The organism is Methylobacterium sp. Ger2507 (genome assembly GCF_055231875.1).
Genome location: NZ_JBUYVC010000001.1, coordinates 1,456,822 through 1,471,677, shown reverse-complemented (window position 1 = coordinate 1,471,677; position 14,856 = coordinate 1,456,822). Strand labels below are relative to the sequence as shown.

Sequence of the window (14,856 nt, the reverse complement as noted above, 5' to 3'; positions counted from 1 at the left end):
GATAGCGGGGCCGGGGCGATCAGGCGAGGAGCACCGCCGCCAGGGCCAGCGGCAGGGCGAGCAGGGCGGCCGGGCGAATCCAGGCGGGCCGGTAGGACACCAGCGCGACCACCAGAAGGGCCGCGCCGGTGAGGGAGCCGATCCACTGCACGGGTCCGAAATTCCAGTCGGAGGTCAGGATGGCGGCCGCGAAGGACACCGCGATCACCGCCCATCCGGCGAGGCGCAGGCCCCGCGCGCGCGTCCGGCTCTGGCCCCGACCGGCAATGGCCCGATGGTGCCGGTCCATCGACAGGCACAGCGCAGCGAGGCCGGCGAAGCTCAGGGCGAGGTTCAGGGCGATGGAGAGCGGAGTCATGCTTTGACGAGACCTTTGGGCGCCAGACCGCCGGCGGGGCGGGCCGCTCGGGCGGCCGCGCGACGACCTTCGTAGAGGGAGACCGCCCGGGCCCCGAGCGCCAGGACGAGGCCGAGCCCCAGCATCGCGGCATCGAAGGCCAGGAAGTCGAAGCCACGATCCGTGGTCAGGGCACCGACGATGGGCACGGCGCCGAAGAGGAGCCCGGCGGACAGGCCCATCTCGACCCAGGCCCGTCGGTGCGGCCGGGCCAGGGGCACCAGGGCGGCGAGCGCCCAGGCGCCGAAGAACACGCCGCCCTCCCAGGTCGCCCGGTGGGCGAGGTCGACGGACAGCAGCCGGTTGGCGAGGAAGAACGCCGCCATCCCGATGGGCAGGCCCAGGATCGTGCCGATGTTGAGGCCGCGCACGAGGCGCAGGCCGAACCGGGGCGCCTCGCCGGCCTTCGGCATGCGGGCGACACTCCACAGGACGAGACCGGTGGCGATGGTGGCCGCGCCCATCAGGCCGCAGAGGAAGAACAGCGCCCGCAGGACGGGGCTGGCGAAATGCGCCTCGTGCAGGCCCATGAAGCTGGTGAAGACATGCGCGGCCGGCTTCATCGTGCCCACCCGCTCGACCACGGCGCCGGAAACGGCATCGAAGGCGATCTGCGGATGCTGGTGGGCCAGCCCGTGCGGCTCCTCGAACACCGCGACCACCGTGGCGCCGGCGTCGCCCGGGTTGTTGACGATGACCATCTCGAGGGGCTCGGACACCTCGCCCTGGGCGCGGGCCAGCAGCGGCGCCAACGGCAGGGCCTCGGCCGGACGGCCGGCGGCCGGGCGCCAGGTCGTGCTCTGGGCGGATTCCACGAAGAAGCGCAGGTCGTCGCCCTTGTAGGCGGCCGTCACCCCCCAGGGCATGTACATCAAGCCCAGCGTGACGATGCCCGTATAGGTGATCATCAGGTGGAACGGCAGGGCGAGCACGCCGGTGACGTTGTGGGCGTCGAGCCAGCCGCGCTGGGCCGACTTGTCCCGTCGGAAGGTGAAGAAGTCGGCGAAAATGCGCCGATGCGTGACGATGCCGGAGATCAGCGCGACGAGCAGGATCATGGCCGCCCCGCCGACGATCCAGCGGCCGAGCGTCGGCATCATCTGGAGTTCGTAGTGGAAGCGGTAGAAGAAGTCGCCGCCCTGGGTGTCCCGCGCCCGGGTGGGGGTTCCCGTCTCCCGATCGAGCAGGGCCTGGCCAAGGGGCGCCTCCAGGCTGTCCATCCAGTAGACGCCGATCACCGGACGGTCGGGCTGCGGCACCGAGACATACCAAGCCATGGCCTTCGGGGCATGCGTCTTCAGGTAGGCGATCCCGCGTTCGGCGGCGGGGATGGGGTCGGAGGGTCCGGCGCGCAGTTCCGGCCGCATCCACAGCGAGATGTCGGCACGGTAATAGGTGGCGGTGCCGGTCACGAAGACCGCGAACATCACCCATCCGGTGACGAGGCCGGCCCAGGTGTGGAGCCAGGCCATGGATTGGCGGAACCCCGGCCTCATGCGGGCGGCCCCGCCGCGACGAGACCGAGGGCGACCCACAGGCCCACGCCGACGAGCGCCATGGGAATTCCGAGTCCGATCGCGGCGCGCAGCAGGGTGCGGGCGGCGAAGACCCAGATGACGGCACCGGCCAGGATGGCGAAGCTGAGCAGTGTGGCGGTGGCCACCGCCTCCGAGCGCACCATCGGCAGGGTCAGCGACAGGAACGCGGTGGCGAGCGCCGCCAGGGCGTAGCCGCCGAAGGCTGCGAGCACCACGCGCCCGGCCACGGCTGCGCGGTAGCGCCAGCCTTGTCGCGCGCGGACCCTGTCCAGGGAAGCGGAACCATCAACCACGGGCAGCACCTTCGAGACGCGCGCGGGGCACACCCGCAAGATCAGGCAAGAGCGGCAGTCCCGGCCGTGCCAAACCTGCCGGCCGACCCCCGGATGTCGCGAGGATTTGCTCCGCTATAGCGATCCTCGTCTTGAGCCTGCAAACGCTATGTTATGGAATCATTCCAATTCGACATTCAAACGCTGCAAGAGGCGCGACATCCTCAAAGGCCCGGGATGGAACGGCGTCGGAAATCGTGTTGACGGACCGCAGGTCGCGCCCTGTGCCCCCGGAACGCGGGTTAGGATAAGGTGGCGATCAGCGCCCGCTTTCCGCGAACACCGCCCGAGAACAAGACACCCGATCGTGACCGCAAGCTCAACACGTCCCCCGATCCGCTTTCGCGGCCGTTCCTTCATGGCCCTGGTGCTCGCCCCGGTGCTGCCCGTCTCCGAGTGGCTTGCCGAACTCGACGCGCTGGCCCGGCGCTCGCCCGCCTTCTTCGTCGGGCGCCCGGTCATCCTCGACGTGGCCGGACTCGGGCTCGAACGGGAAACCCTCGTCGCCCTGGTGGCCGATCTCGCCGCCCGCGACGTCGCCGTGATGGGCATCGAGGGAGCCGATCCGGGCCAGCTCGGCGCCGGCCTGCCGCCGCCCCCGGCCGGGGGGCGTCCGGTCGACGCGGTTCCCACCCCGGAGGCGACGCCGGACGCCGAGGCGGACGCGCCGGTGATGCCGTCGGCGCCGGCGCCGTTCCGCTCGCTCATCCTCGATGCCCCGGTGCGCTCCGGCCAGACCATCCTGCACCTGGAGGGCGACATCACCGTGATGGGCTCGGTGGCCTCGGGCGCCGAGGTGATCGCCGGCGGCTCGCTCCACGTCTACGGCGCCCTGCGCGGTCGGGCGATCGCCGGGGCGGCGGGCAACCCGGACGCCCGCATCACCTGCCGCAAGTTCGAACCGGAACTCATCGCCATCGACGGCTTGTATCGCACGGCCGATGATCTCGGCCCGGTCCAGCGCGGCCTGCCGGCCCAGGTCCGGCTCGAGGGCGACGCGATCAAGGTGGCGGGCCTGGAATAGCCGCGGCGAGGCGGCGCAGCGGGGCGGGCCGTGCGGGCTTGTTCCACACGGATAACGGGCGGCGATCGCACGCGCGCCTCTTCTGGATTGCGGAGCAAGGAACGGGAAGCGTGCCGGCGCGGCGCGTCGTAGGCGAGAGCAGGATCAAGTCGGAAGGACCTCCGCCGTGCCCCGCTCCGTCCCTCACACCCTGTCCGCGCCCGAGTGGGCGATGCTGCTCGCCCTGTCGGTGCTCTGGGGTGGATCGTTCTTCTTCACCGGTGTCGCGCTCCAGGCGCTGCCGCCCTTCACCCTCGTCGTCCTTCGGGTCGGCGTGGCGGCCCTCGTCCTCAACCTCGCCCTGCCGCTCACGGGATCGCGCCTGCCCCGCACGCGCGCGGTCTGGACAGCGTTCGCCGGCATGGGGCTCTTGAACAACGTCCTGCCGTTCTGCCTGATCGTCTGGGGACAGACACACATCGCCTCCGGGCTTGCCGCCATCCTGAATGCGACGACGCCGCTCTTCGCCGTTGCGGTGGCCCACCTGTCGACCTCGGACGAACGGATGACGGGCAATCGGCTCGCGGGCGTTCTCGTCGGCCTGGGCGGGGTTGCGGTCATGATTGGGCCTGCCCTGCTGACCGCTCTCGGGACGAACGTCCTGGCGCAGATCGCGGTTCTGGCCGCAGCCCTCTCCTACGCGGTGGCGGGCGTCTTCGGGCGCCGATTCAAGCGGATGGGCGTCCCGCCGGTCGCAACGGCGGCGGGGCAGGTCACGGCATCGACGCTCCTGCTGCTCCCCATCGCCCTCGTGGTGGATCGGCCGTGGACGCTGGCGATGCCGGGTCTGCCGGTCTGGGGCGCCGTGCTGGGCATCGCCACCCTGTCCACCGCCCTGGCCTACGTGCTCTATTTCCGCATCCTTGCGACGGCGGGGGCGACGAACCTGCTGCTCGTCACGTTCCTGATTCCGGTCTCGGCCATCCTGCTCGGCACCCTGGTGCTGGGCGAGCGCCTGGATTTCCGGCACTACCTCGGCATGGCCCTCATCGGCTGCGGCCTTGCGGCCATCGATGGTCGCCTGTTGCGACGTGATCGCCTGTCGCGATTTGGTCGACCGCAGCCAAGCAAGCCTTCCGATCCTCCCGGGGTCGATCTGGGGCGAGACATCTGAACGGTCCGTTGGGCACGGGCGCGGATCGGCTGCGATCGCCGTTCCTACCGGCCGGTCCAGTTCGGCGGCCGCTTGGCCAGGAAGGCCTCCATGCCCTCGCGAAAATCGGCGCTGGTGTAGCAGAGGCGGATGAGGTCGTCGCCGGGACGCTCGGCCCCCGTCGCATCCTCGCCCTGGAGGCGCCGCAGGCCCTCCTTGGTCGCCCGCAGGGTGAGCGGCGCGTGGCCGGCCATCAGGGTCGCGAGGTCCGTGGACCGCGCCGCCAGCGCGTCGGCATCGGCCACCACTTCACCGACGAGCCCGATGGCCAGCGCCTCCTCGGCGCCGACGAGGCGGGCGGTGAAGATCATGTCCTTGACCCGGGCCGGGCCGATCAGGGCCGAGAGCCGGCGCAGGTTGCCGAGCGAGAGGCAATTGCCGAGGGTGCGGGCGATGGGAAAGCCGAGCTTGGCGTCGCGGGTGGCGATGCGCAGGTCGCAGGCGGCGGCGATGGCTGCGCCGCCGCCGGTGCAGGCGCCGGCGATCGCCGCGATGGTCGGCACCGCCAGCCGCTCCAGCGCGCCCATCACCCGGTCCATGAAGCGCTCGTAGTCGATCGCGTCCTGGGCGGTCTCGAAGCTCCGGAACTGGGCGATGTCGGTGCCCGCCGCGAAGGCCTTGGCCCCCGCGCCCGTGATGATCAGCGCCTTGATGCCGGTATCGGCCTCGATCCGGGCGCAGTGATCGATCAGCCCCTGGTACATGCCGAAGGTGAGGGCATTGCGCGCCTGCGGCCGGTTCAGCGTCAGGCGGGCGATGCCGCCCTCGGCCGTGAAGAGGAGTTCGTCGGTGCTGGTCATGCCGGATACCTGGACGGGGGCTGGACGGAGGACTGGCGGGCGAGAGGCGTGGAAGCGTCCCACACCCTCTCGCCCGGAGCGCTCGGTCCGGGCAAGCGGCCGGCTTCGAATCAGCGTCCTCAGAACACGGGCGGCACGAACATCGCGGCCGGAACCGGGTGGCGGATGTAGTCCTCGCGGCGCTCGCGATCCGGCAGGTGCACGGGCGGATGCTCGACGTCGCCGTAGGGAATCTGCGCCAGGAGGTGGCTGATGCAGTTGAGACGGGCGCGCTTCTTGTCGACGGCCTCGACCACCCACCACGGCGCTTCCGGGATGTGGGTCCGGGCCAGCATGTCCTCCTTGGCCTTGGTGTAATCCTCCCACCGGCGGCGGGACTGCACGTCCATCGGGGACAGCTTCCACTGCTTCAGCGGATCGTGGATGCGCATGTTGAAGCGGAATTCCTGCTCCTCGTCGGTGATCGAGAACCAGTATTTCAGCACCACGATCCCCGAGCGGGTCAGCATGCGCTCGAATTCGGGCACCGAGCGGAAGAACTCCTCCACCTCGTCGGGGGAGCAGAAGCCCATCACGCGCTCGACGCCAGCGCGGTTGTACCAGGAGCGGTCGAACAGCACGATCTCGCCGGCGGCCGGCAGGTGCGAGACGTAGCGCTGGAAGTACCATTGCGTGCGCTCGCGCTCGCTCGGGGCGGGCAGCGCCGCGACCCGGCAGACGCGCGGGTTCAACCGCTGGGTGATGCGCTTGATGACGCCGCCCTTGCCGGCGGAATCGCGGCCCTCGAAGATCACGACGACGCGCAGCTTGTGGGCCTGGACCCAGTCCTGCAGCCGCACCAGCTCGTGCTGCAGCCGGAACAGCTCGCGGAAGTAGACCTTGCGGTCGAGGCCGGGCGGACGGGCTGGCTGCCCGAGTTCGTCGGCCAGTCGCTCCAGGCGCTCGTCCTCCATCTCGAGTTCGAGTTCCTCGTCGAAATCGTCCGCCACCTCGCGGCGGATCGCCTCGACCTCCGCTGCCCGCTGCGCGCTGTCCATGCCCGACCCCAGACCCTGCCGTGGAAACCGAGGGGCTTAGATCACGGTTGTATGACAGGCCGGATACGGGCTGGCGACCCGGAGGGAACGTCCGCCGGCCCCTGCGTGTTGATGGTCAAGCTGCGCCGTTCCTGCCCGGCGCCCCACATCGCAAGAGGGTCACACCATGAGCCTGATCGGACGCATCGTCACCAAGCTCCTCGGCAACGAGGACCGTCCCGTGGTCCGCGACGACCGCAACTACGATTCCGGCACGCCCCTCGGCCGCCTCGTGACCAAGATCCTCCGGAAGTGAAGCCGGCAAGCCGGGCGGCTCAGGCCGCCCGGCGCTTGGACTTCTTGTCGCGACCCGGCTTTTCGCGGCCCTGCCCGGGCGCGCGCTGACCGGCGCGGGTCCGGTCGAGCACGAATTTCGCGTAATCGTCCATGTCCCCGGCAAACGGCTTGACCGTGTTGTCGGCCGCCAGCCACAGGCGATCCGCCACCAGCTCCATCAGCGAGCGATCGTGGGTGATGAGGATGACCGCCCCGCCGTAATCGTTCAGCGCGTCGAGGAGCGCCCTCCGGCTGTCGATATCGAGGTGGTTGGTCGGCTCGTCCAGAATGAGCAGGTGCGGCGCCTGCATGGCCACGAGGTTGAGGAGCAGGCGCGCCCGTTCTCCTCCCGAGAGCGCGTCCACCGTCGTCTCCTGCTTGTCGAAGCCGAGCCCGAAGCTCGCGAGCTTGGCGCGCCTCCCCGATTCGCTGTCGTCGGGACGCTCGCGCCGGATGATGGCGAGCGGGGTGTCCTTCGGGTCGAGGGCCTCGATCTGGTGCTGGTGGAACCAGCCGACCTGCACCCGCCCTTCCCGCACCATCCGCCCGTCCCGCACCTGGAGCGCGCCCGCCGCCATCTTGGCGAAGGTCGACTTGCCGGCGCCGTTGACCCCGAGCAGCCCGATGCGGTCGTCGACGTCGAGGGTCAGGTTGAGGTCGCGCAGGACCGGCGCATCGTCGCCATACCCGATGGTGGCGTCGGTCAGGTGCATCAGCGGCGGCGCCAGGGGGCGCTTCGGCGAAGGCAGGTGGAACGGCGCCACGTGCTCCTCGATGGTGGTGGCGATCGGCTCCAGCTTGGCGAGGCGCTTGACGCGGGACTGCGCCTGCGCGGCCTTCGAGGCCTTGGCCTTGAAGCGGTCGATGAAGCTCTGCAGATGGGCGCGCTCGGCTTCCTGCTTCTGCTTGGTCGAGGCCTGGAGACGGGCCTTCTCGGCCCGGCGCTTCTCGAAATCGTCGTAGCCGCCGGTGTAGAGTTCGAGCTTGCCTCCGGCCACGTGCAGGATCGCATCGACCGAATTGTTGAGCAGCTCGCGGTCGTGGCTGATGATCAGGGCCGAGTGCGGATAGCGCTTGAGCCGGGCTTCCAGCCAGAGGGCGCCCTCGAGATCGAGGTAGTTGGTCGGTTCGTCGAGGAGCAGCATGTCCGGCTCGGCGAACAGCGCCGCAGCGAGGGCCACGCGCATGCGCCAGCCGCCGGAGAACTCCGCCATCGGACGGGTCAGGTCCTCCACCGAGAAGCCGAGGCCGGCCAGGATCTCGCCGGCCCGGGCCGGGGCCCGGTCGGCATCGATCTCGATGAGGCGGGCATAGATCTCGCCCAGGCGTTCCGGCTCGGCGGTCTCGAGTTCGGTGTTCAGCGCATCGCGCTCCACGTCGGCCGCCAGGATCGTGTCGATCAGGCTGACCGGGGTCGCGGGGTGTTCCTGGTCGACGGAGGCGACGCGGGCGGTCTTCGGCAGCAGGATGGCGCCGCCGTCGGGCTGCAGCTCGCCCAGGATGATCTTGAACAGGGTCGATTTGCCGACGCCGTTGCGACCGACGAGCCCGACCTTCGAGCCGGGCGGCACCGCCACGCTGGCACGGTCGAAGAAGCGTCGGCCCCAGGCGCTGAAGGTGAGGTCTTCGATCTGGATCATTGCGGGGGGGCTCGCCGGGGGCGCGGGCACCGAATGAACCCTGACGCGATGCCTTCGCTCTATCGCAGCGCACCATGGAGCGCGAGGGGGGCGGCACGCATCCGACCCCCTCGTGCGACGCGCATTACTGGGCCGCGACCACCGACGCCTTCACCAGGGGCGCGACCGGCACGGTCTTGCGCCAGAAGGTCCCGGTGCGGCCGGTCTGGTACCCGGTCTCGTACAGGCTGCGCATGTAGCCGGTGTCGAAGCCGCGCGCCGTCGAGGTGTTGGGCGCCGATTCATCGATATAGGCGAGGTTGAAGCCGATGCCGTTGCCGCGGGTGAAGGCGTAGGTCGAGGCCAGGGTGGCGCGGCTGCGGGCGCGGCTGGCGGTGGTGAACGAACGCTCGACGATGGAGAGCGTGTTGTTCTGGGCGAGATCGAATTCCGGCTCCAGGCGCCCGTTGATGATGACGTAGATGTCCGACTTGGCGCCCGCCTTGAAGCGGGCGTCGCGCAGCAGGAACGATTGCGGCAGGGTGAACACCGGCGTCACCACCGAGCCGTCGACATGCATCTCCTGGAAGGTGCGCTGCGCCGCCTGGACGTCGATGAGCTGGGGCGGGAACACGGCCGGGATGCTGGCCGAGGCGGTGAGCACGTCCGTGAACAGGTCGAGGGCGGCCGGGCCGCCGCTGGCCGCGATGGCGCCCATGTTCCAGATCACGGCGCGCTGGGCGTCGAGATTCGTCGTCACCACGAGGAGGCGCCGGCCCTTGGCGTGCTGCGCGGCGATGGCCGTGAGCAGGTCCGGCGTGACGTAGCGGCGCACGAGGTCGCGCAGGCGCCCGTCCCCGAACAGGCCGGAGCCGAACAGCACGTTGGCGAAGCTCGGCGACTGCACCAGGGTCGAGGCGATGCCGCTGGTGTAGATGTCCTTCAGAATGGCGTCGTATTCCGGCCCGACGAACGCGAAGGGCGCGATCAGCGCGCCCGTGGAGACGCCGGAGACCAGGGAGAACTCGGGACGCTTGCCGGATTCGGTCCAGCCGTTCAGCAGGCCGGCCCCGTAGGCCCCGTCGCCGCCGCCGCCCGAGAGCGCCAGGTACGCGAACGGAACCCGGCTGTTCTCGGGCCGCGCCGACATCTCGGTGAAGGTCTTTTCCGAGGCATCCGCGTAGGCGCGGACATTCGGATCGAGCCCCGGCAGCACGGCGGCGGCGGCCTCATCGGCCGTATAGGGAATGCGCGGCGTGGAGCCACAGGCTGCGAGCTGTCCGGCCAGGAGCAGGGCAAAGCCCGCCCGAGCCCATCGGAGACGACGCATGTTCGAGATGTCCACTGCCAGAATTCCGGAGGCCCAACCCCGGGGTAATCCTAGCACGGGAAAAGCAGCTTGGCAGTTGTCGTCTTGCGGCCAAGCCTCGCGACAGATGCGGGGTGTGGCATTCGCGCAGCAATCCGAGCGCGTCCGCCGACATTCGCCACGCGCGGGTGCGGAAAACCGCGATCCCGGCGCGCGGCGATGTCAAATGAACTTCCAAGGGGCGAAGCCGTTGGAGCACCGTACGGCAGCGGTTGTCCGCCGCCGGGGTGATCCGACGTCCCTATTACCATCGTGAAGCCTGCCCACGCCGACTGATCGCCCCGCGCGGGTCAGCCGTGTCGCCCGCATGCCGTCGACGGTCGTGACGAGGTCGGCGCGGGCGGGAAGGCCCCACGTGTCAGCGGGACGAGGACGAGGCGAGAGACGATGGAACGAGACGACGCGTGGCACCTCACGAGCGACCTTAGGGTCGAGGGCGGCAAGGGCGATCCCTTCGCCGCCGCGATCCGTGCCACCCGTATGGCGATGATCGTCACCAACCCGCGCCTCGACGACAACCCGATCGTCTTCGTCAACGACGCCTTCCTGCGTCTCTCGGGCTATGAGCGCTCCGAGATCATGGGGCAGAACTGCCGTTTCCTGCAGGGACAGGACACCGACCCGAACGCCATCGGGCAGATCCGGGCCGCGGTCGATGCCCGGCGCGACATCGCCATCGACATCCTGAACTACCGCAAGGACGGCAGCCCGTTCTGGAACGCGCTGTACATGAGCCCGGTGATCACCGAAGGCGGGGACCTGCATTTCTTCTTCGCCTCGCAGCTCGACGTCACCGACCGGGTCGACGCGCAGATGCGGACGCAGAACGAGAAGGAGCATTTCGAGCGCGAGGTCGCGCGGCGGACGCGGGAACTGTCCGATGCCCTGGCGGCCAAGACCATGCTGGTCCACGAGGTCGACCACCGGGTGAAGAACAACCTGCAGATGGTGGCCTCACTCCTCACCATGCAGACCCGCAGTATCACCGATCCGACGGCCCGCGACGCGATGAAGTCGATGCTCACGCGCGTCGAGGCGTTGGGCACGGTGCACAAGCGCCTGTACCAGTCGCGCGACGTGGAGCGCTTCGACGTCGCGGAATTCACCCGGGAACTCGCCACGGACCTCGTGCGCGGCTCGGGCCATGCCGGCATCACCCTGCACCTGGACCTGGAGCCCGTGGAGGTTCCGGTCGAGAAGGCGCCGCCCGTCGCCCTGATGATGAACGAACTCATCACCAATGCGCTCAAGCATGCCTTCCCGGGCGACCGGCCGGGTCGCCTCTCGATCCGAGTCCATCCCGACGGTCGCTTCTTCGGCATCCGGATCGTCGATGACGGCATCGGCATGCCCCCGGACGTCGTGGGGGCGCGCTCCTTCGGGAAGCGCCTGGTGGAGAGCCTGGCGCGCCAGTTGAATGCCAGCCTGACCTGGCAGCCGGGCCATCCCGGGACCCTGATCGAGATCCGCCTGCCCCGCGAAACGCCGGGCGCAAAGGACAGCACGTGAGCGAGCCCCTGCGGGTCCTGATCGCGGAAGACGAAGCGCTCATCCTGATGCAGCTGGAGTTTCTCGTGGAAGATGCCGGCCACATCGTGGTCGGCACCGCCGCGACCTCCGACGAGGCGATCCGGGTCGCCCGGGAGACGCGGCCGGACCTCGTCTTCGTCGATCTCCAGTTGCGGGGCGGTTCGTCCGGCATCGACATCGTCCGGGCCCTGCGCAACGAAGACGCGATGGTCCTGATCTTCGTCACGGCCAACGCCCAGCACATCCCGGATCATTTCGAGGGTGCGGCCGGCGCCATCCCGAAGCCCTTCACCGAAGCCGCGATCTTCGACACGATCGCGTATTTCAGCGAATGCGTGCGCAGCCCGCCGCCCCGCGCCCCGCAACCCCTCGGCCTCTCCCTCGCACCGGCCTATCTGGCGAGCCTCGGCGGCGCGTGAGCGACATCTGACGTTCCGACCCCGCACCGAAGGTGCGGGAGGAGTGCCTTGGGGACTCCAGCCCTTCACCGCGAACCTTATTACCCTCAATGGCGCCGGATTTTTCCCCTCGTTCGGTCATACGGCGCCGTTTCATCAAGTCTGAAAGCAGACCGTCCGACCGTCTGCACGGGGCCGGCAGCAGACGGTCCCAGGCGTTCAGAGTTTGCCCACCCGTTCGCCCCCGCGGCCGGCGGGCGGGTGGCCGAATGTCCGCACGCCGGTCACATCGCTTCAGCGGTAGCCGGCCGCCTGGAGCTCGAACAATTCGGCGTAGCGGCCGCCGAGGGCCTGTAGCTCGGCGTGGCTTCCCGATTCGATGACCGTTCCGCCATTGAGGACGAGGATGCGGTCGGCCATGCGGACGGTGGAGAAGCGGTGCGAGATCAGCACCGCCGTGCGCCCATGGCTCAGTTCGCGAAAGCGCTGGAACACCTCGAACTCGGCCCGGGCATCGAGGGCGGCCGTGGGCTCGTCGAGGATCAGGATCTCGGCCTCACGCATATAGGCGCGGGCGATGGCGATCTTCTGCCACTCGCCTCCCGAGAGGTCGACGCCCTCGGCGAAGCGCTTGCCCAGGGGCTGGTCGTACTGGAGCGGCAGCCGCCCGATGACCCCGTCGGCCAGGCTGCGGCCGGCGGCCCGGGTGACCCGCTCGTCATCATCGCGCGCATCGATGCGGCCCACCGCGACGTTCTCGCGGGCGGTGAAGCTGAAGCGCACGAAGTCCTGGAAGATGACCCCGATCCGGCTGCGCAGGTCGTCGAGATCGTAGGCGGAGAGGGGCAGGCCGTCGAGGAGCACGCGGCCTTCCGTCGGGTCGTAGAGCCGGGTGAGCAGCTTCACGATGGTGGTCTTGCCGGCGCCGTTCTCGCCCACCAGGGCCAGCACCTCGCCGGCCGCGAGATGGAAGCTCAGGTTGCGCACCGCCCAGGTTTCGGTGCCGGGATAGCGGAAGCCGACCGCCTCGAAGACGATTCCGCTCCGGATCGGGCGCGGCAGGGGCGCGGGGATCGCGGGCGAGCGGATCGCCGGCACCACCCCGAAGAACGAGAAGAGGTCGTCGAGGTACTGCGCCTGCGCGGCGATCTGCGAGAAGCCCAGCAGCAGGCCCTCGATCAGGCTGCGCAGGCGCTGAAACGAGCCGGCCAGGAAGGCGAGATCGCCGATCGAGAACTGTCCCGCGGCCGTGCGCCACACGATGGTGGCGTAGGCGAGATAGTAGGCCAGCGTCCCCAGGGCGGCGAAGGCCCCGCCCCAGCCGGCCCGGCGCAGGGCCAGGGCGCGGTTGTCGGCCACGAGCTTGGTGGCGAGTCCCCGGTAGCGCTCGGCGATGTAGCCGTTCAGGCCGAACAGCTTCACCTCCTTGGCGGATTCGACGCTGGCCCCGAGGAAGCGCAGGTAGTCGATCTCGCGCCGCTCCGGCGTGCGCGTCCAGGCCAGGCGGTAGCCCTCGCGGTTGAAGTAGGTCTCGTTGAGGAAGGCCGGCACCAGGGCAACCACGAGCAGCAGGATCAGCCAGGGCGCGAAGGCCACGAGGCCGAGGGCGAAGGCCACCAGGGTGATGAGATCCTGGCCCTGGCCGAAGAGCTGGAACAGAAGGTTCGAGCGGCTCGTGACCTGACGGCGCGCCCGCTCCAGCTGGTCCTGCTGCGTGCTGTCCTCGAACTGCTCGAGGTCGAGATCGGCGGCGTGGCGCATCAGCTTCAGGGTCGCGGCATTGCCGTAGAGGTCGGCCACCAGCCCGTCGACGAGGGTGCTGGCCCGCCCCAGGAGGTCGGCCAGGATGGCGAGCCCGAACTCCGCCGCTACCAGAAGGGCGAGGTGCCGGAGGGCCGGATCGGCCAGCCAGGCTTCCGGGCCGAGGCCGCCCGGGTGGGGCCGGGCATGCTCGGCCACGATCGCGTCGAGGATGAGCTTGGCAAGGTAGAGCATGGCGACGGGCAGGCTCGCCCGCGCGAGGCGAAGGCCGAGGCTCGCCATGAGCAGGCGGGGACTGGCGGCGTAGACCAGGCGGAACAGGGCTGGCACGTGGCGCAGGGCGCCGAGGCGCGCGGTCCACGCGGAGGGAAGAGCAAGACGTTCGAGCATCGAGCGGGACCATGACCGGGACCGGTGCCCCCGTCGATCCCGTTCGCGTCGCGTCCAGGCCGCGTCCGTGTCGCAGCCGGAGGCCCTAAGCTCTTGAGGACAGAGGGTTCGACGGCGAGACGTGGCTTTGCGCCCTATGGTAGTCGTCACCGAATGTTCACCAAGGCGAGGCCGCCCACGATGCTCAGCGGTTCAGCGATCCTGCGGGTCGGCATCCTGATCGTGGTGGCGGCTGTCCTTGCCGGGATCATCCAGTTTCTCCGGCCGCATGGGGACGGCGCGACCGAAACGGCGACCGAGCCTTCGGCCGAGACGCGGACCGTGACTCCTCCGCCCTCCGTCGGGAAGGCCGGAACCCAGGCGGTGGTCCCGCCGGCGGTGACGCGGCCGGTAAGCCCTGTCGTGCCGGCACCCGCGCCGCAGGCATCGCCCTTGCCCGCCGCGCCATTACCACCAGCCCCGACCACGGCGCCGATGGCCGCCCCGGCTCCCACTCCAACCGCCGACGCGCGGATGCCTGCCTCGCCGCCTGCCTTTCCACCTTCCTCGCCGCCCGCCTCACCCGCGCCCGGCCGCAGCAACGGGGACCCTGCCCGCCCGGCGTCGCCGATCACCGGCGAGCAGGCCATCGACAACGCCGCCGAAACGGCGGGACCGCGCGGTGTGGCGGTGATCGACCTCAATACGGGCAGCGTCTCGGAGCTGAACGCCCTCAGGGGCGGTGGCATGATCGGACGCGCGATCGCGCAGAAGCGCCCCTATGCCTCCGTTGGCGAGCTGCTGTCGAAGCGCGTCCTCAGCCGCGCGGTGTACGAGCGGATCAAGGATCAGGTCACGGTGCGCTGAAACCCGTTTCGGGTAGCGCACCGCGCGGCGCCTGCCTACAATGCCAGCCCAGGAAGCCGGAAAGCCGCTTCGATCACCAGGGACGAGCCATGTTTGCGCAAGCCGGGGGCGTTACCTTTCGCGAGGATCTCGGCGTCGAGGAGACCACCGAGACCGACAACATCGTCCGCTGGGACGGCGAAAAGCTCTATGTCGAGCACGACATCTATCACAACGGTCAGCTCGTCCACCGCAAGTACCGCAAGAACGTCAGCGAGGCGGTCGCCCGGGCGCTTCAGGCGCTGATCAACCGGACGCAGCAATAGGCC

General features: G+C 69.8%; 15 protein-coding genes. 7 read left to right on the top strand and 8 right to left on the bottom strand.

Annotated features, from left to right (window positions below; all coding sequences use genetic code 11):
* Positions 1–19: 19 nt before the first annotated feature.
* The 3 genes from ACV7NL_RS06800 to ACV7NL_RS06790 are packed head-to-tail and all read right to left on the bottom strand — an operon-like array spanning position 20 to position 2,228.
* Entirely contained in the window at positions 20–358 is a 339-nt protein-coding gene (locus ACV7NL_RS06800) for a DUF3325 domain-containing protein (protein ID WP_056178768.1), read from the bottom strand.
* Positions 355–1,893, bottom strand: coding sequence for a PepSY-associated TM helix domain-containing protein (locus ACV7NL_RS06795; RefSeq protein WP_463355240.1), 1,539 nt, complete (start codon positions 1,891–1,893; stop codon positions 355–357). The genes ACV7NL_RS06800 and ACV7NL_RS06795 overlap by 4 nt, the downstream gene beginning before the upstream one ends.
* Positions 1,890–2,228, bottom strand: coding sequence for an iron transporter (locus ACV7NL_RS06790; protein ID WP_244476921.1), 339 nt, complete (start codon positions 2,226–2,228; stop codon positions 1,890–1,892). The genes ACV7NL_RS06795 and ACV7NL_RS06790 overlap by 4 nt, the downstream gene beginning before the upstream one ends.
* A gap of 397 nt (positions 2,229–2,625) precedes the next feature.
* On the opposite strand from ACV7NL_RS06790, the gene minC reads away from it, so the two are divergent.
* A complete protein-coding gene (gene minC / locus ACV7NL_RS06785; RefSeq protein WP_056178765.1) occupies positions 2,626–3,291 on the top strand; it encodes a septum site-determining protein MinC in 666 nt (221 codons plus the stop codon).
* Between the two features lie 211 nt (positions 3,292–3,502).
* The gene (locus tag ACV7NL_RS06780) at positions 3,503–4,444 is read left to right on the top strand and encodes a DMT family transporter (RefSeq protein WP_463357067.1); all 942 of its coding nucleotides are present in this window, start codon (positions 3,503–3,505) and stop codon (positions 4,442–4,444) included.
* Positions 4,445–4,488: 44 nt separating this feature from the next.
* Here ACV7NL_RS06780 and ACV7NL_RS06775 read toward each other — a convergent pair whose 3' ends face one another.
* Together ACV7NL_RS06775 and ppk2 are read right to left on the bottom strand one after the other, a co-directional pair.
* Positions 4,489–5,283 carry an enoyl-CoA hydratase gene (locus tag ACV7NL_RS06775; RefSeq protein WP_056483614.1) on the bottom strand — a complete coding sequence of 265 codons (795 nt, stop codon included), beginning with the start codon at positions 5,281–5,283 and terminating at the stop codon, positions 4,489–4,491.
* A 119-nt stretch (positions 5,284–5,402) separates the two neighbouring features.
* Positions 5,403–6,320, bottom strand: coding sequence for a polyphosphate kinase 2 (ppk2, locus tag ACV7NL_RS06770; RefSeq protein ID WP_463355239.1), 918 nt, complete (start codon positions 6,318–6,320; stop codon positions 5,403–5,405).
* A gap of 166 nt (positions 6,321–6,486) precedes the next feature.
* Here ppk2 and ACV7NL_RS06765 point away from each other — a divergent pair, with 166 nt between their 5' ends.
* Positions 6,487–6,615 carry a hypothetical protein gene (locus ACV7NL_RS06765; RefSeq protein WP_055945825.1) on the top strand — a complete coding sequence of 43 codons (129 nt, stop codon included), beginning with the start codon at positions 6,487–6,489 and terminating at the stop codon, positions 6,613–6,615.
* Between the two features lie 19 nt (positions 6,616–6,634).
* Here the strand turns inward: ACV7NL_RS06765 and ACV7NL_RS06760 are convergent, their stop codons facing one another.
* Positions 6,635–8,275 (bottom strand): ABC-F family ATP-binding cassette domain-containing protein, encoded by a 1,641-nt coding sequence (locus ACV7NL_RS06760; RefSeq protein ID WP_056178753.1) that lies wholly within the window; start codon positions 8,273–8,275, stop codon positions 6,635–6,637.
* Positions 8,276–8,399: 124 nt separating this feature from the next.
* Positions 8,400–9,584, bottom strand: coding sequence for a patatin-like phospholipase family protein (locus ACV7NL_RS06755; protein ID WP_056179936.1), 1,185 nt, complete (start codon positions 9,582–9,584; stop codon positions 8,400–8,402).
* Positions 9,585–10,010: 426 nt separating this feature from the next.
* Between ACV7NL_RS06755 and ACV7NL_RS06750 the strand changes: the two genes are divergently transcribed.
* Both ACV7NL_RS06750 and ACV7NL_RS06745 read left to right on the top strand, forming a co-directional pair.
* A complete protein-coding gene (locus ACV7NL_RS06750) occupies positions 10,011–11,132 on the top strand; it encodes a histidine kinase dimerization/phosphoacceptor domain -containing protein (protein WP_056178750.1) in 1,122 nt (373 codons plus the stop codon).
* Positions 11,129–11,572, top strand: a complete 444-nt coding sequence (locus ACV7NL_RS06745) for a response regulator (RefSeq protein ID WP_463355238.1) — start codon at positions 11,129–11,131, stop codon at positions 11,570–11,572. Before ACV7NL_RS06750 ends, ACV7NL_RS06745 begins: the two co-directional genes overlap by 4 nt.
* Positions 11,573–11,845: 273 nt before the next feature.
* Here ACV7NL_RS06745 and ACV7NL_RS06740 read toward each other — a convergent pair whose 3' ends face one another.
* Complete coding sequence (locus tag ACV7NL_RS06740) at positions 11,846–13,702, bottom strand: ABC transporter ATP-binding protein (RefSeq protein ID WP_463355237.1); 1,857 nt, start codon at positions 13,700–13,702, stop codon at positions 11,846–11,848.
* Between the two features lie 180 nt (positions 13,703–13,882).
* Here ACV7NL_RS06740 and ACV7NL_RS06735 point away from each other — a divergent pair, with 180 nt between their 5' ends.
* Positions 13,883–14,548, top strand: a complete 666-nt coding sequence (locus ACV7NL_RS06735) for a helix-hairpin-helix domain-containing protein (protein ID WP_463355236.1) — start codon at positions 13,883–13,885, stop codon at positions 14,546–14,548.
* 89 nt (positions 14,549–14,637) lie between these two features.
* Positions 14,638–14,853 carry a hypothetical protein gene (locus ACV7NL_RS06730; protein ID WP_056178740.1) on the top strand — a complete coding sequence of 72 codons (216 nt, stop codon included), beginning with the start codon at positions 14,638–14,640 and terminating at the stop codon, positions 14,851–14,853.
* Positions 14,854–14,856 lie beyond the last annotated feature (3 nt).

Coding starts and splice junctions, on each gene's coding strand:
- ACV7NL_RS06775 (WP_056483614.1), bottom strand. CDS start 5,283: ATGACCAGCACCGACGAACTCCTCTTCACGGCCGAGGGCGGCATCGCC.
- ACV7NL_RS06750 (WP_056178750.1), top strand. CDS start 10,011: ATGGAACGAGACGACGCGTGGCACCTCACGAGCGACCTTAGGGTCGAG.
- ppk2 (WP_463355239.1), bottom strand. CDS start 6,320: ATGGACAGCGCGCAGCGGGCAGCGGAGGTCGAGGCGATCCGCCGCGAG.
- ACV7NL_RS06755 (WP_056179936.1), bottom strand. CDS start 9,584: ATGCGTCGTCTCCGATGGGCTCGGGCGGGCTTTGCCCTGCTCCTGGCC.
- ACV7NL_RS06735 (WP_463355236.1), top strand. CDS start 13,883: ATGCTCAGCGGTTCAGCGATCCTGCGGGTCGGCATCCTGATCGTGGTG.
- ACV7NL_RS06780 (WP_463357067.1), top strand. CDS start 3,503: ATGCTGCTCGCCCTGTCGGTGCTCTGGGGTGGATCGTTCTTCTTCACC.
- ACV7NL_RS06795 (WP_463355240.1), bottom strand. CDS start 1,893: ATGAGGCCGGGGTTCCGCCAATCCATGGCCTGGCTCCACACCTGGGCC.
- minC (WP_056178765.1), top strand. CDS start 2,626: ATGGCCCTGGTGCTCGCCCCGGTGCTGCCCGTCTCCGAGTGGCTTGCC.
- ACV7NL_RS06800 (WP_056178768.1), bottom strand. CDS start 358: ATGACTCCGCTCTCCATCGCCCTGAACCTCGCCCTGAGCTTCGCCGGC.
- ACV7NL_RS06760 (WP_056178753.1), bottom strand. CDS start 8,275: ATGATCCAGATCGAAGACCTCACCTTCAGCGCCTGGGGCCGACGCTTC.
- ACV7NL_RS06740 (WP_463355237.1), bottom strand. CDS start 13,702: ATGCTCGAACGTCTTGCTCTTCCCTCCGCGTGGACCGCGCGCCTCGGC.
- ACV7NL_RS06765 (WP_055945825.1), top strand. CDS start 6,487: ATGAGCCTGATCGGACGCATCGTCACCAAGCTCCTCGGCAACGAGGAC.
- ACV7NL_RS06730 (WP_056178740.1), top strand. CDS start 14,638: ATGTTTGCGCAAGCCGGGGGCGTTACCTTTCGCGAGGATCTCGGCGTC.